Annotated in this window: 16 protein-coding genes and 1 pseudogene; 9 read left to right on the top strand and 8 right to left on the bottom strand. The window is 61.3% G+C overall.

The features are described from left to right. Nucleotides 1–44 precede the first annotated feature (44 nt). Complete coding sequence (locus L901_RS25975) at nt 45–506, top strand: DUF1284 domain-containing protein (protein WP_082710480.1); 462 nt, start codon at nt 45–47, stop codon at nt 504–506. Here the strand turns inward: L901_RS25975 and L901_RS05135 are convergent. Then, the gene (locus tag L901_RS05135) at nt 466–1,566 is read right to left on the bottom strand and encodes a hypothetical protein (protein ID WP_059754099.1); all 1,101 of its coding nucleotides are present in this window, start codon (nt 1,564–1,566) and stop codon (nt 466–468) included. The two genes, L901_RS25975 and L901_RS05135, sit on opposite strands and share 41 nt — an antisense overlap. Nucleotides 1,567–1,803: 237 nt before the next feature. Between L901_RS05135 and L901_RS05130 the strand changes: the two genes are divergently transcribed. Beyond that, complete coding sequence (locus L901_RS05130) at nt 1,804–2,949, top strand: site-specific DNA-methyltransferase (protein ID WP_059754097.1); 1,146 nt, start codon at nt 1,804–1,806, stop codon at nt 2,947–2,949. A gap of 333 nt (nt 2,950–3,282) precedes the next feature. Here the strand turns inward: L901_RS05130 and L901_RS05125 are convergent, their stop codons facing one another. Both L901_RS05125 and mutY read right to left on the bottom strand, forming a co-directional pair. Continuing rightward, nucleotides 3,283–3,894 carry an HAD family phosphatase gene (locus L901_RS05125; protein ID WP_059754095.1) on the bottom strand — a complete coding sequence of 204 codons (612 nt, stop codon included), beginning with the start codon at nt 3,892–3,894 and terminating at the stop codon, nt 3,283–3,285. Next, complete coding sequence (gene mutY, locus L901_RS05120) at nt 3,891–5,003, bottom strand: A/G-specific adenine glycosylase (RefSeq protein ID WP_059754092.1); 1,113 nt, start codon at nt 5,001–5,003, stop codon at nt 3,891–3,893. Before mutY ends, L901_RS05125 begins: the two co-directional genes overlap by 4 nt. Nucleotides 5,004–5,131: 128 nt before the next feature. Here mutY and L901_RS05115 point away from each other — a divergent pair, with 128 nt between their 5' ends. The 5 genes and pseudogenes from L901_RS05115 to L901_RS05095 all read left to right on the top strand — a co-directional run bounded on the left by L901_RS05115 (nt 5,132) and on the right by L901_RS05095 (nt 11,158). Continuing rightward, nucleotides 5,132–5,596: a hypothetical protein gene (locus L901_RS05115; RefSeq protein WP_059754091.1), complete on the top strand. Its 465-nt coding sequence runs from the start codon at nt 5,132–5,134 to the stop codon at nt 5,594–5,596. A gap of 27 nt (nt 5,597–5,623) precedes the next feature. Next, on the top strand, nt 5,624–6,148 hold the full coding sequence (locus L901_RS05110) for a DUF721 domain-containing protein (protein WP_059754141.1): 525 nt from the start codon (nt 5,624–5,626) through the stop codon (nt 6,146–6,148). A gap of 112 nt (nt 6,149–6,260) precedes the next feature. Beyond that, nucleotides 6,261–6,719, top strand: coding sequence for a hypothetical protein (locus tag L901_RS05105; RefSeq protein WP_059754138.1), 459 nt, complete (start codon nt 6,261–6,263; stop codon nt 6,717–6,719). 207 nt (nt 6,720–6,926) lie between these two features. Beyond that, nucleotides 6,927–7,607: a DsbA family protein gene (locus tag L901_RS05100; protein WP_059754089.1), complete on the top strand. Its 681-nt coding sequence runs from the start codon at nt 6,927–6,929 to the stop codon at nt 7,605–7,607. 84 nt (nt 7,608–7,691) lie between these two features. Then, nucleotides 7,692–11,158 (top strand): annotated as a pseudogene (locus L901_RS05095) (chromosome segregation SMC family protein). 454 nt (nt 11,159–11,612) lie between these two features. Here L901_RS05095 and L901_RS05090 read toward each other — a convergent pair. Continuing rightward, on the bottom strand, nt 11,613–12,590 hold the full coding sequence (locus L901_RS05090) for a VOC family protein (protein WP_059754085.1): 978 nt from the start codon (nt 12,588–12,590) through the stop codon (nt 11,613–11,615). 228 nt (nt 12,591–12,818) lie between these two features. Here L901_RS05090 and ppdK point away from each other — a divergent pair, with 228 nt between their 5' ends. Beyond that, on the top strand, nt 12,819–15,545 hold the full coding sequence (gene ppdK, locus L901_RS05085; protein ID WP_059754071.1) for a pyruvate, phosphate dikinase: 2,727 nt from the start codon (nt 12,819–12,821) through the stop codon (nt 15,543–15,545). Here the strand turns inward: ppdK and L901_RS05080 are convergent. The 4 genes from L901_RS05080 to L901_RS05065 all read right to left on the bottom strand — a co-directional run bounded on the left by L901_RS05080 (nt 15,523) and on the right by L901_RS05065 (nt 18,671). Then, a complete protein-coding gene (locus tag L901_RS05080; RefSeq protein ID WP_035260597.1) occupies nt 15,523–15,795 on the bottom strand; it encodes a hypothetical protein in 273 nt (90 codons plus the stop codon). The two genes, ppdK and L901_RS05080, sit on opposite strands and share 23 nt — an antisense overlap. A gap of 171 nt (nt 15,796–15,966) precedes the next feature. Continuing rightward, a complete protein-coding gene (locus tag L901_RS05075) occupies nt 15,967–16,563 on the bottom strand; it encodes a demethoxyubiquinone hydroxylase family protein (RefSeq protein ID WP_059754068.1) in 597 nt (198 codons plus the stop codon). A gap of 193 nt (nt 16,564–16,756) precedes the next feature. Continuing rightward, nucleotides 16,757–17,155 carry a hypothetical protein gene (locus tag L901_RS05070; protein WP_059754066.1) on the bottom strand — a complete coding sequence of 133 codons (399 nt, stop codon included), beginning with the start codon at nt 17,153–17,155 and terminating at the stop codon, nt 16,757–16,759. A gap of 151 nt (nt 17,156–17,306) precedes the next feature. Further along, entirely contained in the window at nt 17,307–18,671 is a 1,365-nt protein-coding gene (locus L901_RS05065; RefSeq protein ID WP_059754062.1) for a dicarboxylate/amino acid:cation symporter, read from the bottom strand. A 519-nt stretch (nt 18,672–19,190) separates the two neighbouring features. Between L901_RS05065 and L901_RS05060 the strand changes: the two genes are divergently transcribed. Further along, on the top strand, nt 19,191–20,111 hold the full coding sequence (locus L901_RS05060) for a DUF1499 domain-containing protein (RefSeq protein WP_059754059.1): 921 nt from the start codon (nt 19,191–19,193) through the stop codon (nt 20,109–20,111). Nucleotides 20,112–20,215: the final 104 nt, after the last annotated feature.

The raw sequence follows: 20,215 nt of genomic DNA, 5'->3' as shown, positions 1-20,215 counted from the left end.
GCGGGCCCGTGACCGTCCGCCTCCGGCCCCACCATCTTCTCTGTATGCTCACTTATGTGGGCAAGGGATATACGTCCGGCTTCGTCGAAAATTACGACCGTGTCGCCGCCCTCCTGAATGCCGGCGAGGAGGATATCGAGCTGGTGGATGGTCCGGACGATATTTGCGAAGGCCTGTTGTGTGAAAGCCATGCCCACTGTTTTAACGAAGGCGTGGTGCAGCGGGATGAGACGGCCCGCCTTTCGGTGTCAGCGCTTTTGGGCGAGACACTGACCGCCGGCAGGCGGTTGCAGGCGACGCCCGACTTTCTTGCGAAGATGCGTCTGGCTTTCGCCGCAGGCGAGATCAGGCCGGCCTGTCGAGGCTGTCAGTGGATAAGACTGTGCGACCGTATCGCGGCGTCAGGCTTCGCAGGCGTGAAAATCGGAGAACGTCCGGAGCCTCCGGCCGGGCGGCGGCCGAGGCCTACTCCGGCACATCCGTCTCGGTTCTCTCGGCGGCCTTGACCGTCGCCTTGATCTCCTTCGGCTCGCGGCCGGATTTCTTGTCGTAGCTCACCTTCACCGAATACTCGCCGGGATGCAGGGTTTCCTGATGCTGCGTGCCGTAACGGCCGGAAATCTCTTTCTGCGTGCCCTGAAGATCCCTGGTGGTTTCAACGATATCGATCCGTTCCGCACCAGGCGCCTTGATGGCGAGAACGCCCGCATCGAGATCGAGGGTGATTTCGGTTCGTTTTCCGGCAGTCACGGTGAATGGTTGTTCCACCGTCACCTTGCCCAGACGCGCGCGCATGACGAAATCGCCGGCGGGCATTTCCATGATCTTGCCGGTGCCGTAAATGCCGTTGATGGTCTCACGCGTGCCATCCAGCGTTTCCCTGGCCGACATCGCTTCGAAGCGGATATCGTCCGTTTCCACCGCTCTGCCGCCTTCCGCATAAACGGCCTTGGCGATCACCACGCCGCTTGGAATGACCAGCTCGTGGCTGATCTTTTCGCCCGCCTTGATGGCAAGCGTCTCCTCAGCCCGTGCCGGGCCGATGCTGCCGGTGAGGACGACGTCTCCGGCCGGCACGAAGACGGTGTTCTGGCCATAGACGCTGTCCTTGAAATCGCCCTTGGTGATTTCCGTCTTCGCCTGCGTTTCCACATCGCCGCCGGCGCTGCGTTTCGGCACGACGGTCAATTCCGCAGCATCAAAATTCACCTTCGGCCTCGCGACGCTTCCGTCCTTCACCTCGAACGACACTTCGCGGGTCACATTGCCCAGCGCCGCCACCCCGACATATTTGCCCGCCGGCAGTTTCGCCTCGAAGGTGGCGTCATAGGAACCGCCGGCATTGTCGTCGGTACGCCCGCCGGAACGGTCTGCCTTGTAGAAATCCCACCGCACCCTGTCGCTGTTGCCGAGCGACGGGCCGCCATCGAACAGGACCGCATCGGTGACGACGTTATATTGCGGGGCCGGTTGCTGCGCCTGCGACGGCGCCGGCAGCGCCGTTGCGAAAAGTGCGGCGCAGACGACATTCATGGAAAAAGAAGCCATTTTCATCACGGACCCCATTGCGGATTACCCCCTGCCATCATGGCTCTTCCTGCCGCGCCGATATGCGGGGACAGGAGAACCCGTTGTGCACAACGTTTTTGCCCGACTTCGGGTTCCCCCGCCGGCCGCCGCAAATCGCGCCTGCGGGCCGCGACAGCCATTTATTTCGCATTTTCCGTGACTTGTTCAGGCTTTGATAACCATCTTCGGTAACCATAAGCATCAGTAGAGAGTAAGCGTATGGAGCGAGTACCAATGGCAGCAGTTTTTCCGCTGGCCGATTTTCGGCGTGCCGGTTTTGATCGTGCGGGCGAGAGCGACGCCTGGAAAGACAGCATCATCAAAGGTGATTGTGTCGCTGCCTTGGATGCCCTCCCGAGCCAGTCGGTCGATGCGATTTTCGCCGATCCACCCTATAATCTCCAGCTTGGCGGCACGCTGCACCGTCCCGATCAGTCGCTGGTCGATGCCGTCGATGACGAATGGGACCAGTTCGCCTCCTTCGACGCCTATGACGCCTTCACCCGTGCCTGGCTGCTCGCCTGCCGCCGCGTCCTGAAGCCGAACGGCACGATCTGGGTCATCGGTTCCTACCACAATATCTTCCGCGTCGGCTCCATGCTCCAGAACCTCGATTTCTGGATCCTGAACGACATCGTATGGCGCAAGACCAACCCCATGCCGAACTTCAAGGGCCGCCGGTTCCAGAACGCGCATGAGACGATGATCTGGGCCAGCCGCGATCCGAAAGCCAAGAACTACACCTTCAACTACGATGCGCTGAAGGCCTCCAACGACGATGTGCAGATGCGCTCCGACTGGCTGTTCCCGATCTGCAGCGGCAACGAGCGACTGAAGGGCGACGACGGCAAGAAGGTGCATCCGACCCAGAAGCCGGAAGCGCTGCTGGCGCGCATCATCATGGCCTCCACCAAGCCGGGCGATATCGTGCTCGACCCGTTCTTCGGCTCCGGCACCACGGGTGCCGTTGCAAAACGTCTCGGCCGTCACTTCGTCGGCATCGAGCGCGAACAGGATTATATCGATGCGGCATCCGCCCGCATCGCCGCCGTCGAGCCGCTCGGCAAGGCGGAACTGACCGTGATGACCGGCAAGAAGGCCGAACCTCGCGTTGCCTTCAACACGCTGGTGGAAAGCGGCCTCGTCCGCCCGGGTCAGGTGCTGACCGATGCAAGACGCCGTTATAGCGCCATTATTCGTGCCGATGGTACTCTCGCATCCGCCGGGACCGCCGGCTCCATTCACCGCCTCGGCGCGAAGGTGCAGGGTCTCGACGCATGCAACGGATGGACGTTCTGGCATTTCGAAGACGGCGACACGCTGAAGCCGATCGACGATCTGAGAGCGATCATCCGCAGTGAACTGGCAAAGGCCGAATAGTCAAAGCCCAAAAGGCTTAGACGCAACGATCCACCGCCCGCCCTTGTCAGCCTATGTCTCCGCCCGGTTTAGTACCTTCAGTCCCGGATGGAGAACGACCAACGCCCGGCACTTCGGTGTCGGGCGTTGGTATTTTCGAGTATCCTATTTTAGCAAGACAAGTTTCGCGCAAGAGATCGGCAATACTGTCTCAAATCAGAGCAGTGGTTGTGAAAATCCGGTTCGGAAAAATCACAAAAACATTGCGTCCGATGCCGCTTGCGGCAGGACTGGCGCAGGCCGGAGACCGCCATTTCCGCCTGCGCCAATTTCTTTTCCTGATGTGGAAGTTTATTAGACGTCCACCCCAAAACCCCGCAGATCCTGCTTCAGTTTCTCCGCGCCGGTGAAGTGCACGGCCTGCCAGCCTGCTTTCTTCGCGCCTTCGACATTCACAAGCGTATCGTCGATGAAGAGGCTGGCGGCCGGATTGAGGCCGAATTCCCTGGCGTGCAGATCGTAGATCGCCACATCGGGCTTCAACAGCTTCACATCGCCGGAAACGGTAACGCCGCGTGGCAAAGTGAGGAAGGGGAACATTTTCTGCGCCTCGCGGAAGGTGTCGGAGGCGAAGTTGGTCAGCATCGTCACGTCATGGCCGCTGTCGATCAGCGCAACCATGATCGCGACGCTGTCGTCATAGGAATGCGAGACCATCTCGTGCCAGAACTTGCGGAAGGAACGGATGTGCTCTTCCCGCTCCGGAAACTGCTCCACCAGCAGCGCTTCGGCATCTTCCCAGCGGCGTCCGCGATCCTGTTCGAGGTTCCAGTCATGGGTGCAGACATTCTCGAAGAACCATTTGCGCTCATCGGCATCGGGAATGAGACGGCTATAGGGAATATGCGGATCGTAATGGATCAGCACCTTGCCGATGTCGAATACGATATGCTCAATCTTGGTCATCGAAATTTCCTGCTTTCGTCGAATGCGGATGGAATAGCTTGGGCGATGACTTTTTTCATCACCGTTGGCAGCGCCTGCGCGTCAAGATTTGTAACCGGCTCCCACCATCCGTCATCCGGGCCGGCTTTAAGGCCGTCTGGCACCTGCGCGCGGTAGACCGTGAGCCGCAGTTCGAAATGGGTGAAGACATGCACGATGACGCCCGCCGCCTGCCAGCCGGCGGCAAAGGGCGCATGGCTCGCCTCCGTGCCGCCGTCCATGCGGGCGGTCCATGCCGTTGTCGGCACCTCGGTCATGCCGCCGAGAAGCCCGCTTTCGATGCGCCGGCGAAGCAGGATTTCGCCGCTCGCATTCACCGCCACGAAGGCGGCCCCGAGCCTCACGGGCTTTGCCTTCTTCGCCGCCTTGACCGGAAAACGCTCCGGCTCGTCATGGGCAAGCGCAAGACAGTGGCCGTTGAACGGACAGAGCGCGCAGGCCGGCCGTTTCGGCGTGCAGATCGTCGCGCCGAGATCCATCATCGCCTGGGCAAAATCGCCGGGCCGGTCGGAAGGGGTAAGCTCGGCCACCTTCGCTTTCATGGCGGGCTTTGAGCCGGGCAGGGGGGCATCTATTGAAAATAGGCGGGAGATGACACGCTCCACATTGCCGTCCATCACCGCCGCCTGCCGGTTGAATGCGATGGCTGCCACGGCGGCGGCGGTATAATCGCCGATGCCGGGCAGTTGCTTCAGGCCTTCTTCGCTGTCCGGAAAGGTGCCGCCATGCTCGCGCGCCACGGCTTCGGCGCATTTTTTAAGGTTGCGGGCGCGAGCATAATAACCGAGCCCCGCCCAGGCCGCCATGACATCTTCGACCGGTGCCGCGGCCAGATCGCTGACGCTTGGCCAGGCGGTGAGAAACTTCAGGAAATAGGGTTTAACCGCCTGCACCGTCGTCTGCTGCAACATGACCTCCGACAGCCAGACGTGATAGGGATCGGCGCGTTTTCCCCGTGCCGCCATGGCGGGAGACGTGCGCCATGGCAGTTCGCGATGGTGCCGGTCGTACCATGCGAGAAGTTGTTCCGCCGTCGGATGTGATATGTGTTGCCGCGTATGTGTGTTCATCGCCGCTGAACATAGACACGGCACGGCAATCTGCAACAGGATACCCGTTGCGACGGCGTGGAAAACCGTATCCCGCAATGAGCGCCCTGACATAGAATTCCTCCATTCGATTCAGGAGGAACGAACCCATGCCAAACGCGCTGCTGGAAATGATACCCCCGCCACTCCAGTACACTATCGGAGTTTTGCTGGCACTGTGCCTGATAGGGTGGTTGCTGAACCATATTGGCCGTCTGTGTTTCGGGCGTCAGAACAGCGTGGCCTTTGTGGTTTCCCGCCTGATCGGCGAAGTCCGTGAACTGGAGAAGATGAGAGGCAAGCCCTCGCGCCGCTTTCGAATTATCGAATCCGGTTTCTGGGCGATTTTCTGCCATGGCCTGTGGATATACCTCTCCATCGTGCTCACCTGCATGTTGGTGATTGCCGTTATGTCGGATAAGCCGGGAATATCGCATCTGAAGTTTTTGGCTGGGGCCTATTTCCTCTTTGGATGTTTGGTGGCGGGAATGATACGCTTGGGTGCCTGCCGGGACTGGCGACGATTCCGCGCATTGTTGCGTGGAGAAGAAGATGACGATGGCGCGACCGCTTGAGGCCGCTTGGCCTCTGTCGAGGAGAGCATGAAGAAACCCGCAGATTCATTCCGCAAAGGCGTCGTGCAGATCGCCGAAGTCGCCAATGGCATCATGGACCCCGTGCTGTCCAAACGGGCGGGCATCAACACGGCGCTGCTCGGCTCCTGGGACGAGATCGCCGGCGACGACTTCGCCGATTGCACCCGGCCGGAAAAGATCACCTGGCCGCGCCGCGACGAGGGGCCGGATCGCGGCGGTTATCAGCCGGGCGTGCTGACGATTGCCTGCGAAGGCGCGCGCGCCCTGTTTCTCACCCATGCGCAGGGCGAACTGATTGCCCGCATCAACGGCTTTTTCGGCTTTCCGGCGGTGCGCCAGATCAGGATCGTGCAGAAACCGGTGTCCCAAACCGTCAACCGCCGGCGCAAACCGCAACCCCTGCGCGGCGATGCGGCAAAACGTCTCGATGACATGATGGACGGCATCGAGAGCGAGGCGCTGCGCAAGGCGGTGGAGAGGCTGGGCACGGCGGTATTGCAGAAAAAGCCACCGCAACGAAGTTTGAAATAGGAAGAAATTTCAGAGGCGGCTTCTGATTGCGCGGTAAATAGAATTTCATTCTCGATTTCAATTTGTTGGCCGACGATTTCCGAATTACTCCATGGCTCAAAGGAGTATGCCGATGGAAATCAAGGAAACACCAGAAATGTGGGTTGTGCGTTTTGGTCAACGCCTGCGGATACCCGATGTCAGACAGGCTGCTGCCGAATATTCGGCAATCATAGACAGGCAGCTCGCCGAGCACCGCCTGGAAACCGATGGGCCTTGGATTTTCATTTCCCACAACCTGCCAAGAGATAGCAAAACCCTGTTCGACTGGGAGATATGCCGCCCGATAAGAAAACCCGTGCAGTGGGATGAGACAATCGAGCTGCATCATCTCGAACCAATCATCGTTGCAAGCAGGGTGCATCAAGGATCACTGAGATCGTTATTCACCAAAGGATATGCCCCGCTGGTTGCGGAGATAGAAATGTCTCGCCACCATTTCTCGGGTGAGAGCCGTGAAATTTATCACGGCTGGAACGGGCACGGCTCGTCTTATCACAATATCGAAATCCAGTTTGGTCTATCGCGTTGAGGTCATAAGGGGCGCTCGCTGCGACCATTGCCCGCACCCTCTGTATTCAGGGCTTGTTTCTCTTCGTTGTTTTTGCGTTTTCGCCTTCTCGAAGTCACGATTCTTTGACAAGGAAGTTCCAGAGCCCGCTTGTCGCGCTGCCGGTGCTGGTGGTATCGGGTTAGCGAATTGCGCATCAGGCAGTTTCAAATCAACACGGGTGTTTCCATGCCGATTTCCGAATTGAATATTACCAGACGCGGCCTTCTCGGCGGCGTTGCTCTCGCTGCCGTTGCCACGGCCCTGCCGTTTGCCTTCACGCCCGGTATCGCCGAGGCACAGGAATTGCCTGAATCCACCGGCGATGTGGATATGGCTGCGGTGATGAAGCCCGGCCCGCTGCCGGAAGCCGCGCTCGGCGATGCCAACGCACCCGTCAAAATCGTCGAATACATGTCGATGACCTGCCCGCACTGCGCCAACTTCCACAACAAGACCTTCGAAGAGATCAAGAAGAAATACATTGATACCGGCAAGGTCTATTTCGTGCTGCGCGAATTCCCGTTCGATCCGCGCGCCGCTGCCGCCTTCATGCTGGCGCGCTGCGCACCGGAAGGTCAGTATTTCCCCTTCGTTTCCATGCTGTTCAAGCAGCAGCAGAGCTGGGCAGTTGCGCAGGATGCGCGCGCCGCCCTGCTGCAAATGTCGAAAATGGCCGGTTTCTCACAGGAGTCTTTCGAGGCCTGCTTGACGAACCAGAAACTTCTGGATGATGTGAACGCAACCATGCAACGCGGTGCGACGGAATTCGGCGTCAACTCCACGCCGACTTTCATCATCAACGGCAAGAAATATGCGGGAGACATGTCGGTTGAAACCATGTCGGCTGTCATCGACAAGCTGCTCTGATCGCCGGACCCTGAAAGAAACGGGCGGCGGATATTTCCGCACGCCCGTTTTTTATTGCCCATATTCTTGCCGGGGCGTGACGGCATGAAGTTCAACAAGCTCCGTCTCGTCGGTTTCAAGTCTTTCGTCGAGCCTTCCGAATTCATCATCGAGCCGGGGCTTACCGGTGTCGTCGGGCCGAACGGCTGCGGCAAGTCCAATCTGGTCGAAGCGCTGCGCTGGGTGATGGGCGAGAATTCCTACAAGAACATGCGCGCCTCCGGCATGGATGACGTCATCTTCTCCGGTTCCGGCAATCGCCCGGCCCGCAACACCGCCGAAGTCGGCCTTTATCTCGACAATTCCGACCGCACCGCGCCCGCCGCCTTCAACGATGCCGATGAAATTCAGGTCACACGCCGCATCGAGCGCGAAAACGGCTCCGTTTACCGCATCAACGGCAAGGAAGCCCGCGCCAAGGATGTGCAGCTTCTGTTTGCGGACGCCTCCACCGGCGCGCGCTCGCCCTCCATGGTGGGGCAGGGCCGTATCGGTGAACTCATCAATGCCAAACCGCAGGCCCGCCGCCAGCTGCTGGAAGAGGCGGCCGGCATTTCCGGCCTGCATTCCCGCCGCCACGAGGCCGAGCTTCGCCTGCGCGCCGCCGAGACCAATCTGGAGCGGCTGGAAGACGTCACCGCCCAGCTGGAAAGCCAGATCGAAAGCCTGAAACGCCAGGCGCGGCAGGCCAACCGTTTCAAGATGCTGTCCGCCGATATTCGCGCCCGCGAGGCGACCCTTCTGCATATTCGCTGGGTCGAGGCGAAGGAAGCCGAAGGCGAGGCGGAAAGCGCGCTCAATCAGGCGACCAACATCGTCGCTGAAAAGGCGCAGGCGCAGATGGAGGCGGCCAAGCAGCAGGGTATCGCCAGCCTGAAGCTGCCGGAGCTGCGCGAGGACGAGGCGAAAGTCGCCGCCGCCCTGCAACGCCTGCAAATTGCCCGCACCCAGCTGGATGACGAAGCGAACCGCCTGCTGCGCCGCCGCGACGAGCTTGCCCGCCGCCTGTCGCAGCTTGGCGAGGATATCGTCCGCGAGGAACGGCTGGTCTCCGATAATGCCCAGATACTCGCACGGCTCGATGAAGAAGAGGCCGAACTTCTGGAAATCCTCTCCGATTCCGGCCGCCATGCGGAAGAGATGCGCGACGCCTTCGAAGCCGCCGCTGTCAAGCTGGCGGAAAGCGAAGCCATCTTCACCGCGATTACTGCCGAACGGGCCGAGGCATCCGCCGCCCGCCAGCAACTGGAGCGGGCGATCCGCGATCTTTCCGACCGTAAGCTGAGGCTGGAGCGGCAATCGCAGGAGGCATCCGCCGAGATCGATGCCATCGACGAAAAACTCTCCGGCCTTCCCGACCCGTCCGAACGGCGCGAAGCGGTCGAGGCGGCGGAGATCGCGGTCGAGGATGCCCTGATCGTGGTGGAGGAAGCCGAAGCCGCCGTCGCCGAGGCGCGTTCCGCCGAAGCGCTGGCGCGCGCGCCGCTGGAAACGGCGCGGAACCGACTGAACGCGCTCGATACGGAAGCACGCACCATCACCAAGATTCTTGCCTCCAGCGCCGCCGCCAATGGCAGCTTTACGCCGGTGGCCGAAGAAATGACGGTGGAGCGCGGTTTCGAGGCGGCATTGGGTGCCGCCCTCGGTGACGATCTCGAAAGCCCGCTCGATCCCGCCGCGCCCGCCTATTGGGCCGGAAATGGCGATGGCGCTGATGATCCCGCCTTGCCTCAGGGCGCGAAACCGCTTCTGGATTATGCGCAGGCGCCGGAAGCCCTGCGCCGCGCTTTGGCGCAGATCGGCGTCGTCGCAAACACGGCGGAAGCCCTGCGCCTGCTGCCGCGTTTGAAGGCCGGACAGCGGCTGGGACGCGCGAAGGCGCGCTGTTTCGTTGGGACGGTCACATTGCCAGCGCCGATGCGCCGGGTGCCGCAGCGCTTCGCCTGTCGCAGAAGAACCGCCTTGCTGAAATCGAGACAGAACTGGATGAGGCCCGCTCCATTCTGGATGAGGCCGAAGACCAGCTTGCCGCGAAAACCGAAGAAATCCGCAGCAGCGAATTGCGGCTCTGGGAAGTGCGCGACAGAAGCCGGCTTGCGACCCGCCATCTTGCCGAGGCGCGCGAGGCGCTCACCGCCGCCGAAAAGGCCTCGGGCGATCTGCTGCGCCGTCGCGATATCGTGTCCGAAGCACTGAACCAGATCGGTGCGCAGATCGATGAGATCGCCGTTCAGGAGGAGAACGCCCGCATCGAAATGGAAGACGCGCCCGATCTTTCCGTGCTGGATCTGCGGCTGCGCGAAAGCCAGCTTGAAGTCGCGACCGACCGCGGCCTTCTGGCGGAGGCCCGTGCCCGCCATGAGGGCGTGAGCCGCGAGGCGGAAAGCCGTCAGCGCAGAATTCAGGCGATAGGGCAGGAGCGCTCCACCTGGCAATCGCGTGCGGCAAGTGCGGCCGATCACATCGCCACGCTGCGCGAACGCGAGGAAGAGGCGCGCGAGGAAATCGCCGAGCTGGACATAGCGCCGGAGGAGTTCGACGAGAAACGCCGCAGCCTGCTCAATGAATTGCAAAAGACCGAAGAGGCTCGCCGCGAGGCCGCCGACCGGCTGGCCGAGGCAGAGAACCTGCAGCGCGCCGCCGACCGTGTGGCGGCTACGGCCCTTTCCGAACTGGCCGAAGCCCGCGAAAAGCGCGGCCGTGCCGAAGAACGGCTGGTTTCCGCCCGCGAAAAGCGGCAGGAAACCGAACACCGCATCCGCGAAACACTGAATACCGAGCCGCATATGGCGTTCCGCCTGACCGGCCTCGGTCCGGACCAGCCGAAGCCGGATATTCGCGACGTCGAGCGCGATCTCGACCGGCTGAAGATCGAACGCGAGCGGCTGGGCGCGGTCAATCTGCGCGCCGAGGAAGAGCAGGCCGAGCTTTCCGCCAAGCTCGAAGCGCTGATCAAGGAACGCGACGACATCATCGACGCCGTGCGCAAGCTGCGCGCCGGCATCCAGAACCTCAACCGCGAAGGCCGCGAACGGCTGATCGCCGCTTTCGATGTGGTCAATTCGCAGTTCCAGCGGCTTTTCACCCATCTTTTCGGCGGCGGCACGGCGGAATTGCAGCTGATCGAATCCGACGATCCGCTGGAAGCGGGCCTGGAAATCCTCGCCCGCCCGCCGGGCAAGAAACCGCAGACCATGACGCTGCTTTCCGGCGGCGAACAGGCGCTGACGGCCATGGCGCTGATCTTCGCGGTCTTCCTCACCAATCCCGCGCCCATCTGCGTGCTGGACGAGGTGGACGCGCCGCTCGACGACCACAATGTCGAGCGTTACTGCAACCTGATGGACGAGATGGTGGCCTCCACCGAAACCCGCTTCGTCATCATCACCCACAATCCCATCACCATGGCGCGCATGAACCGCCTCTTCGGCGTCACCATGGCCGAACAGGGCGTCTCGCAGCTCGTATCCGTGGATTTGCAGACCGCCGAGCAGTTGCGCGAAGCCGTCTGAGGTTTCTTTTTCCCTTCGCCCACCATCGCGAATTTATCTGGCCGTATCACCCATTCGGGTGAGCGACAACGCGCGGTGTTTTGCTATGTTTTCCGCAAGGGCCAAAGGGCCCGTCACAGACCCCACCATCCGGTTTCCTGTACCGGATGGAATGCCTTGCGAGGCCGCTGCCGTGGCCTCGCAAGGCTTTCTTTTTCCGGGTTCATAGGGTGATGTGGGTGTATGGCTGGTAATCGTTTCCGGGGCGCAAAACTACTCCGTCATACCGGCCTTGAGCCGGTATCCAGCCAGCCCAAGTCCTTGGGCTGAAAGGACTCTTCCCGTCGCGCGAGAGCCGCGTCGATCTGATTCCGGCTCAAGGTCGAAATGACGGAAGGAGAGGACACTACGAATCCCGGTAAACGCCGAGCCTGCCATAACTGTCAATCGTGCGGTGCGGAGCGCTACCGCCTGCTCACCCCGGCACCAGCCGCAGCCGCGTGCCCCAGGGGTCTATCGCTTCCACGACGTTATTCTCCATCTCCACCAGCACATAACCGGCGGCCCGCAGCCGCGTCTTCTGCGCCTCCAGATCATCGGGGTTGCGAACGGTGAGGGAAAACCAGTCGAGACCGGTTTCCATGGCGTTGCGTTCCTTCGCGCCACGGCTGTTCCATGTATTCACCGCCAGATGATGATGATACCCGCCGGAAGAGAGAAACGAGGCATCGGAGCGCGCGTCCTGCGTCGGTTGCAGGCCGACGGCGGTTTCGTAAAAGGCGCGGGCGGCGGCGATTTCGCCGACCCGCAGGTGAACATGCCCGATGCGCATTCCCGGCGGGGCAGCCTCGTAGTCGCTTCTTTTGGTATCGGTCAGCTTCACCAGGTCGTCGACATCGAGCGGTTCGGTGCCCATTTTCACCACGCGGCCGCTCCAGACCCATGTGTCCTTCGGCCGGTCGCTGTAAACCTCGATGCCGTTGCCCTCGGGATCGTTGAGATAGATCGCCTCGCTGACATTGTGATCGGCAAAACCGGTAAGCGGCACCTGTTTCAGCGCCGCATGTACCAGCCAGCGCGCCAGATCCTTGCGCGAGGGCATCAAGTAGGCGATGTGGAACAGGCCGGCGGAGGTGGGGCTTTCGAAATCCGCCGCCGGCTTGTGCACCAGATCGAGCAGCGGCACGGTGCCGACGCCGAGCGTCACGCCTCTGGCCGTGCGCTCCACCTCGTTCATGCCCAGCACTGAACGGTAATACTCGATCATCTGGTCGAGATCGCGCACGCGCAGCGCGGCCTGGCCGATATGCATCGGCGTAGTCAGCGCGAAGGGAAGGGCGGAGGCGGCGCCTGCGACGGGCACTGCGCCTTCGGCTCTGAGCGCCCCGGCAAGCGCGCTGGCGGCACAGGAAATTCCGGCAAATTTAAGCGTATGGCGGCGGGTAAATTGCATGAATAATCTCTTTGTCGGCGATTTGAATGGCTTAGGCAACACTCCAGTTCAGCGCATTACACGAATGCGTCAATCATGCCGTTATTCGGCCTTTGCGGCAATTCTTGCGCGCAATTTGCCGCAATTATGCTGCACTGCGATGTAAACTGCACGTTGCGGCGTTTCCAACGTGCCGCCAATGCTGTAGATGATAGAAAAATGACAACGCTTCTGGGTGGAGAGCGTGGAATGAAAAAGTGGGTTTATACCTTCGGCAACGGTGCTGCCGAAGGCAGGGCAGGTGACGTTGCGATATTGGGCGGCAAGGGCGCGAACCTTGCCGAAATGGCAAGTCTCGGCCTTCCCGTTCCCCCCGGCCTCACCATCATAACCGATGCCTGCGCCCTTTATCACAAGAACGGCCGCGATCTTCCCGAAGAGCTGAAGCTGCAGGTCATGGCCGGCCTGCACGGCATGGAAACCGTGACCGGCAAAACCTTCGGCGGCAGCCACTCGCCGCTGCTCATCTCCGTCCGCTCCGGCGCGCGCGCCTCCATGCCCGGCATGATGGATACCGTGCTGAACTTGGGTCTCAACGACCGCACCGTCGAGGCGCTGGGCCACGATGCGGGCGACGCCCGTTTTGCCTGGGACAGCTACCGCCGCTTCATCCAGATGTATGCCGATGTCGTCATGGGCCTCGACCACGAATTGTTCGAGGAAATTCTCGAGGACGAAAAAGGCCGCCTCGGCCACGAATACGATACCGACATGTCGGCGGTCGAATGGCAGCATGTCGTTTCGCTTTATAAAAAGCTGATCGAGGATGAGCTGGACGAAGCTTTTCCGCAGGACTGTCATGTCCAGCTCTGGGGCGCAATCGGCGCCGTCTTCGCCAGCTGGACCAACCACCGCGCCGTGACCTACCGGCACCTGCACAATATTCCGGGCGACTGGGGCACGGCGGTCAACGTGCAGGCCATGGTCTTCGGCAATCTCGGCTCGTCCTCGGCAACCGGTGTCGCCTTCACCCGCAATCCTTCGACGGGTGAGGCGGAGCTTTACGGCGAATTCCTCGTCAACGCTCAGGGCGAAGATGTGGTGGCGGGCATCCGCACGCCGCAATCCATCACCGAGGCCGCGCGTCTGGCCTCCGGCTCCGACAAGCCCTCGATGGAAAAGCTGATGCCGGAGGCGTTCAGCGAATTTCTGGCGATCTGCAAGCGGCTGGAAAACCACTATCGCGACATGCAGGATCTGGAATTCACCATCGAGCGCGGCAAGCTCTGGATGCTGCAGACCCGTTCCGGCAAGCGCACCACCCGCGCGGCCATGAAGATCGCCGTCGATATGGTCGAGGAAGGGCTGATCTCGCAGGAGGAAGCCGTCTGCCGCATCGAGCCCTCGTCGCTCGACCAGTTGCTTCACCCCACCATCGATCCCGGCACATCGCGTCCCATTATCGGCTCCGGCCTGCCGGCTTCGCCGGGGGCGGCGACGGGCGAAATCGTCTTTACCGCCGAAGAGGCGGTTGCGGCGGAAGCCGAAGGCCGCCGTGTCATTCTGGTGCGCATCGAAACCAGCCCGGAAGATATTCATGGCATGCACGCCGCCGAAGGCATTCTGACCACGCGCGGCGGCATGACCAGCCACGCCGCCGTGGTGGCGCGCGGCATGGGCATTCCCTGCGTCACCGGCGCCGGCTCCATGCGGGTCGACATGCGCAACAAGGTGCTGATCGGCGTCGGCTGTATGCTCAAGCGCGGCGATGTCATCACCATCGACGGTTCTTCCGGCCGCGTCCTGAAGGGCGAGGTGCCGATGACGCAGCCGGAACTCTCGGGCGATTTCGGCAAGCTGATGGAGTGGGCCGACAGCCTGCGCCGCATGACCGTGCGCACCAATGCCGATACCCCGGCCGACGCCCGCGCTGCCCGCGCCTTCGGCGCGGAAGGCATTGGCCTCTGCCGTACCGAACATATGTTCTTCGAAGGTGACCGCATTCATGTGATGCGTGAGATGATCCTCGCCGAAAGCGAAAAGGGCAGGCGGGCGGCGCTCGATGAGCTTCTGCCGATGCAGCGCTCGGATTTCACCGAACTTTTCCAGATCATGCACGGCCTGCCGGTGACGATCCGCCTGCTCGACCCGCCACTGCACGAATTCCTGCCGAAGACCGATGGTGAGATCGTCGAGGTGGCGGCCGCCATGGGCATGCCGCAGACGGTGTTCCGCCAGCGGCTGGATGCGCTGCACGAATTCAACCCCATGCTCGGCCATCGCGGCTGCCGTCTCGCCATTTCCTATCCGGAAATAGCTGAAATGCAGGCACGCGCCATTTTCGAAGCGGCCGTTGCGGCGGCGCGCATCACCGGCGCGCCGGTCGTGCCCGAAATCATGGTGCCGCTGGTCGGACTGCGCGCGGAACTGGATTACGTCACCGAGGTCATCGACGGCGTCGCCGCAGCGGTGGCGCAGGAAACCGGCATGGAGATCGAATATCTCACCGGCACCATGATCGAGCTGCCGCGCGCGGCACTGCGCGCCCATGTGATTGCGGAAGCGGCGGAATTTTTCTCCTTTGGCACCAACGACCTGACGCAGACCACCTTCGGTATTTCCCGCGACGATGCGGCGCGTTTCATCAATACCTATCAGCGCAAGGGCATCATCGAGCGCGACCCGTTCATCTCGCTCGATTTCGATGGCGTGGGCGAGTTGATCCGCATCGCCGCCGAACGCGGCCGCCAGACGCGGCCGGAGCTGAAGCTCGGCATCTGCGGCGAACATGGCGGCGACCCGGCCTCGATCCATTTCTGCGAGGACGCCGATCTCGACTACGTGTCCTGCTCGCCCTTCCGCGTGCCCATCGCACGCCTGGCCGCGGCACAGGCAACGCTGGCGGCGAAGAGGGATGAGGGCAGGGTGGCGAGCAATGTCGCCTTCATTCCCGTCAGGGGTTCTGTTGGACGATGATGCGCCGCTCCACCACCACGGGGCGGTAGAACATGTCGCGGTTCATCTGCGCCTGCCAGGCGCGGTTGTCGGCGCGGCGGTCCATTTCCAGATCGAGAAGGCAACCGGCCATCGGGTCCGTGCCAGGGCGGAAACCGTAACCCCGGCAAGTCGCCTCATCCCGCGCCCGACGCTCTTCCGGCGTCAGCGTCTGGCAGGCGGTGAGCGCCAGCATGGCGGCAAGCGCACCGAAGACGATGGAAACGCGCATTTTGTTTCTCCCTTGAACATGACAGCCGTACGGCACTTTTATTGCCGCGATTGATACGCCTGTTTTGATACGGGGAAAAGCCGCGTAGAGGCGGAAAGTTGCGTTTGGCAGGCGAACCTCTTCGCCGTCATGCGAGCCCTGAACCGGCATCCACTTGCCTGAGCCTTGGCATCAGGACTGTCTGGAACGCGCCATTTCAGCGCGCATCCAGCTTGAGTCTCCCCACGTCGAGAGCCAGATCATCAGATCGGTGAGAAAGCCGATAATCGGCAGCAGAAGCATATGGCCCAAACCGCGCGTCGTCTGGTTTTTCTCGGCCTCGTGCAGATGAGCCAATTCCTGTTCCTGAATCGAAGCGATAAGCCTATGAAGCTCGGGATCTCTCGTTTGCAGGAAGGCCAATTGATCTTCCAGATGGCGGTGAACGGTGCTTTCAACGGCTTCGGTGCAAATCCAGACCATGTTGCGTCCGCCGAGCGCGGTCAGAAAACCGAGCAGGAGACCCCCAAGGCTCCAAAACGCCATTACGCGACAAGGCCTTGCGTTTCTGGATGGCATGGCGTTCCGAAACCGGGGGCAATGATCGATCTCGTCTTCCCGCATTTCCTGAAGAGCGGGTACGATGTCCGGGAACAGCCGGCGAGCCATCCATATCTGCGCGCCGTAGATACGAATAGCGCCAAACTCACCGGCGTGATTGACCTTGAGAATACGCCGAACGGTAAGCGCCGGGTCGTATTTGCCGGGACTGCCGGACGTTCGAAACATTACCAAGGCGCGTTCCATTCCAGCTAAATGCAGCAGATGTTACCGGTACTAAGAGAGGCGGCTGTGACCACGATTGATAAGCCTGTTTCGATGCCGGGAGAACCCCATTCGGCGCGGAAAGTTACATCCGCCGGAGCGGAGATGCAGATCTCGCAGCCTCCGCCGGTTCTGAAACCAAACATCCTGATTTCGCTCAGGGATTGCGAAGAAAGGACGGCGGGAACAAACCCTGTTGAATGAGCCAGTCGCCGAGCAGAACCGTGAGGATGGCGATGAGGACGATGCCTCCGATAAATGCGAAGAGGCCGAGCGTGGCGCGGGTCCAGCGGCGGGTTTGATAGAGATAAATCGCAAGCCCGATGGGTGCGAGCAGAACGGTGGTGATTTTGGCGGCGGAGCTGCGCCGGAGGTCCCGCTTTTCGGCATCCGCTATCTGCCACCAGGCAAATAGCGTGATGATGCCGATCATCTGCACCAGATCGTTTGCGGTAAAGGATGCTGGAGGCCCGGCAGGCCAGACGGCCGCGTCGATCAGAAGCCCGAGGGAGATGAAAGCGAGCAGGCCGACATAGATCCAGTTACGTTTCGCCATGCACAGTTTCCGCTCTAAATTGCGCTATTGCCCGTGCCGCTATCGCTATCGATGAAATCATCGCCGTCAACCCCAAACTATCAGGGAATAACGGGAATGGTCCGCATGGGGCGTCTCCCTTTTCAGCGGAAACGCCCCACGATTGCCGCTGTCAGGCCGGCGCTGCTTCCCGGTCGTCGAGTGCGTCGATATCCTTGGCGTTGTTATAGACCGCCTCATCGAGAATGCCCTCGCGCTTGGCGACGATGGTGGGCACCAGCGCCTGGCCGGCGACGTTGACCGCCGTGCGGCCCATGTCGAGGATCGGGTCGATGGCGAGCAGCAGGCCCACACCTTCCAGCGGCAGGCCGAGCGTCGAAAGTGTTAGCGTCAGCATTACCACGGCACCCGTGAGGCCTGCCGTTGCGGCGGAACCGAGCACGGAGACGAAGACGATCAGCACATATTCCTGGATGCCGAGCGGCACCTGGAAGAACTGCGCGATGAAGATCGCCGAAATCGCCGGATAGATCGCGGCGCAGCCGTCCATCTTGGTGGTGGCGCCGAGCGGCACGGAGAAGGCGGCATATTCGCGCGGCACACCGAGGCTCTTTTCCGTCACGGTTTCGGTGACGGGCAGCGTGCCGATGGAGGAACGCGACACGAAGGCGAGCTGGATGGCCGGCCATGCGCCCGCAAAGAAGCGCGATGGCTTCAGGCCATGGGCGAGAAGCAGCGCCGGATAGACCACAAAGAGCACCAGCGCCAGACCGATATAAACGGCCGCCGCATACCAGCCGAGCTGCGACAGCGTCGTCCAGCCATATTGATCGACCGCGCGGCCGAGCAGGCCGATGGTGCCGATGGGGGTGAGGCGGATGACCCACCACAGGATTTTCCGCACGATGGCGAGCAGCGACTGGTTGAAGGCGAGGAACGGCTCCGCCGCCTTGCCCGCTTTCAGCGCCGCGACGCCGAAGGCGATCGACACCACGAGCAGCTGCAGCACGTTGAAGTTCAACGAGGTGCTGGCCGCGCCATTATTGAGCTTGGTAGACGCTTCGAGGCCGAAGACGTTGGCCGGGATCAGCCCCTTCAGGAAATCCAGCCAGGAACCGGTGGAAGAAGGCGCTGCCGCTGCCGTATTGGCAATCGCCGTGTTGACGCCGGGCTGAATGACGAGGCCAAGCACGATACCGATGACGACGGCGATCAGTGCGGTGATGGCGAACCAGAGAAGTGTCTGCCAGACGAGCTTCGCCGCATTGGAGAGGTTCTTGAGATTGGCGATGGAGGCGACGATGGCCGTGAAGATCAGCGGCGGAACCAGCGCGCGCAAAAGCTGCACGAAAATGCTGCCGATGGTCTGCAGCGTCACCGAAAGCCAGTTCGGGCTGCCGGCGGCATCGGGACCGATGTTGCGCGCAACGAGCCCGAGCAGCAGGCCGATGACCATGGCGATCAGAACCTGAAAGCCGAAATTGCGATAAAAGGGTTTGGGCCCGGAGGGGCCGGCGGACGTCGTTGCCTGTGACATGACATGTCTCTTTATTGTGCAAGAAAACGAGAATGTTGCACTTTTTACACGCATTCTCGAGGGAGGTCGTCGAGAATACGCCGATTTCCTCAGCAATTAAGGGATGAACATGCGTATTTATTGCGTTGTCGGGGAATAATTCTCTTTAGGTGAGGCAATGCGGAAAAATATTCCGCTCCTTCGTCGCCTTCGACGTCAGAGTCCTAAAACCTACAGTTTGGCAGTGTCATAGCCTGATATTCCGTCACCCCGGACCTGATCCGGGGTCCAGCGCGATCAAGTCCTTGATCGCAAAAGACTCATTCCTCACGGCGCAGCATGGCTGGATACCGGATCATCCTCGGGCTTGTTCCGGGGACCGGCATGACGCAGAAGTTCGCATGCTTTAGCGTAGGGATCGCCTCCTCCTTTGTTTTCCTCGCCGCAAATCCGGTCTATGACATCATATGCAGGTGATTCCCTGCCAGAATTCGGGTGCAACGCTTTTTAGCCAATGCGATCTAACGGATATCCGCTTTCATGACTGTGCGTTTCGTCCGGCCTTTTTCGGTTGCAGCCTATCTTTCCCGCTATCTGGGTCTTGCGGCGCTTGTGCTGTTTCTCATCGCCGCCGGCATTCATCGTTTCGGGCCGCTGACGACGCCCGATCTCGTCGGTCTCATCATCATCGCCGCCGGCATCGCTTTCGCGGCCGTGCTTCTGGCGTTGATCGGGCTTCAGCGGCTGTGGACCAAGGGCGCGCGCGGCGGCCTTTCGGCGCTGGCGGCGCTGCTTCTTTCGGCCCTGCCGCTCGGCGCGGTCGGTTACGGCGCTTTTCTTTATTGGCAACAACCGAAGATTTATGACATTTCCACCGATCTGAGCGACGTGCCGGAATGGCTGGTGACGCCCGCAGCCAATCAGCAATGGCTGGTGCGGCCCGCGACTATCACCAAGGCCGACCGCGACGCGCAGGCCGAAGCCTATGCCAGCCTCGCGGGGCGCCGTTATGAAGGCGCAATCGACCGCATCTATGCCGCCGCCAAAAAAATGGCCACCGCCCAGAATATCCGCATCGTCCACACGAAGGGGGTGATCGGGGCGGAAGATGCGCCCTCCGTCGGCGTTCCGGAGCAGGACAGGACGCAGCCTGCGGAAGAAGGGCCGGTCGAGGATCTGCCCTCCATCGTGCCGGTGCCCATGGCCCGCCCGACCGACGCGCCGTTGCCCACCTTCTTTAACGGTAGCGGCGTGGTGCTGATGCAGGGCGAAACGCGCACGCGCATCTGGGGCCTGCGTTTCGATATCCTCATCCGCCTCAAGGAAGAGGCTGAAACCACCATCGTCGATGTCCGCGTCGCTTCCCGCTACGGCCCGCACGATCTCGGCATGGGTGCTGCGATTGCCGAAGCCTATCTCGATGCGCTGGATGCGGAAATGCAGGGGTTGAACGACAATTGATGTGTCGCTGCGTGTTGTCTTGATGGGACGAGCGGGTGCCGCCTGTTTCTTCTCCCCGACGGGGAGAAGGTGGCCCGAAGGGTCGGATGAGGGGGCACGCTCTC

It is taken from the genome of Agrobacterium sp. D14, from assembly GCF_001526505.1.
GTDB classification, from domain to species: Bacteria; Pseudomonadota; Alphaproteobacteria; order Rhizobiales; family Rhizobiaceae; genus Agrobacterium; species Agrobacterium leguminum.
The sequence above is the reverse complement of the archived record's forward strand: the minus strand, read 5'-3'. Positions and strand labels throughout refer to the sequence as shown.

Coding starts and splice junctions, on each gene's coding strand:
- L901_RS05060 (WP_059754059.1), top strand. CDS start 19,191: ATGACTGTGCGTTTCGTCCGGCCTTTTTCGGTTGCAGCCTATCTTTCC.
- L901_RS05115 (WP_059754091.1), top strand. CDS start 5,132: ATGCCAAACGCGCTGCTGGAAATGATACCCCCGCCACTCCAGTACACT.
- L901_RS05130 (WP_059754097.1), top strand. CDS start 1,804: ATGGCAGCAGTTTTTCCGCTGGCCGATTTTCGGCGTGCCGGTTTTGAT.
- L901_RS05070 (WP_059754066.1), bottom strand. CDS start 17,155: ATGGCGAAACGTAACTGGATCTATGTCGGCCTGCTCGCTTTCATCTCC.
- L901_RS05065 (WP_059754062.1), bottom strand. CDS start 18,671: ATGTCACAGGCAACGACGTCCGCCGGCCCCTCCGGGCCCAAACCCTTT.
- L901_RS25975 (WP_082710480.1), top strand. CDS start 45: ATGCTCACTTATGTGGGCAAGGGATATACGTCCGGCTTCGTCGAAAAT.
- L901_RS05075 (WP_059754068.1), bottom strand. CDS start 16,563: ATGTTTCGAACGTCCGGCAGTCCCGGCAAATACGACCCGGCGCTTACC.
- L901_RS05090 (WP_059754085.1), bottom strand. CDS start 12,590: ATGCAATTTACCCGCCGCCATACGCTTAAATTTGCCGGAATTTCCTGT.
- L901_RS05100 (WP_059754089.1), top strand. CDS start 6,927: ATGCCGATTTCCGAATTGAATATTACCAGACGCGGCCTTCTCGGCGGC.
- L901_RS05125 (WP_059754095.1), bottom strand. CDS start 3,894: ATGACCAAGATTGAGCATATCGTATTCGACATCGGCAAGGTGCTGATC.
- L901_RS05135 (WP_059754099.1), bottom strand. CDS start 1,566: ATGGGGTCCGTGATGAAAATGGCTTCTTTTTCCATGAATGTCGTCTGC.
- L901_RS05105 (WP_059754138.1), top strand. CDS start 6,261: ATGGAAATCAAGGAAACACCAGAAATGTGGGTTGTGCGTTTTGGTCAA.
- L901_RS05110 (WP_059754141.1), top strand. CDS start 5,624: ATGAAGAAACCCGCAGATTCATTCCGCAAAGGCGTCGTGCAGATCGCC.
- L901_RS05080 (WP_035260597.1), bottom strand. CDS start 15,795: ATGCGCGTTTCCATCGTCTTCGGTGCGCTTGCCGCCATGCTGGCGCTC.
- ppdK (WP_059754071.1), top strand. CDS start 12,819: ATGAAAAAGTGGGTTTATACCTTCGGCAACGGTGCTGCCGAAGGCAGG.
- mutY (WP_059754092.1), bottom strand. CDS start 5,003: ATGAACACACATACGCGGCAACACATATCACATCCGACGGCGGAACAA.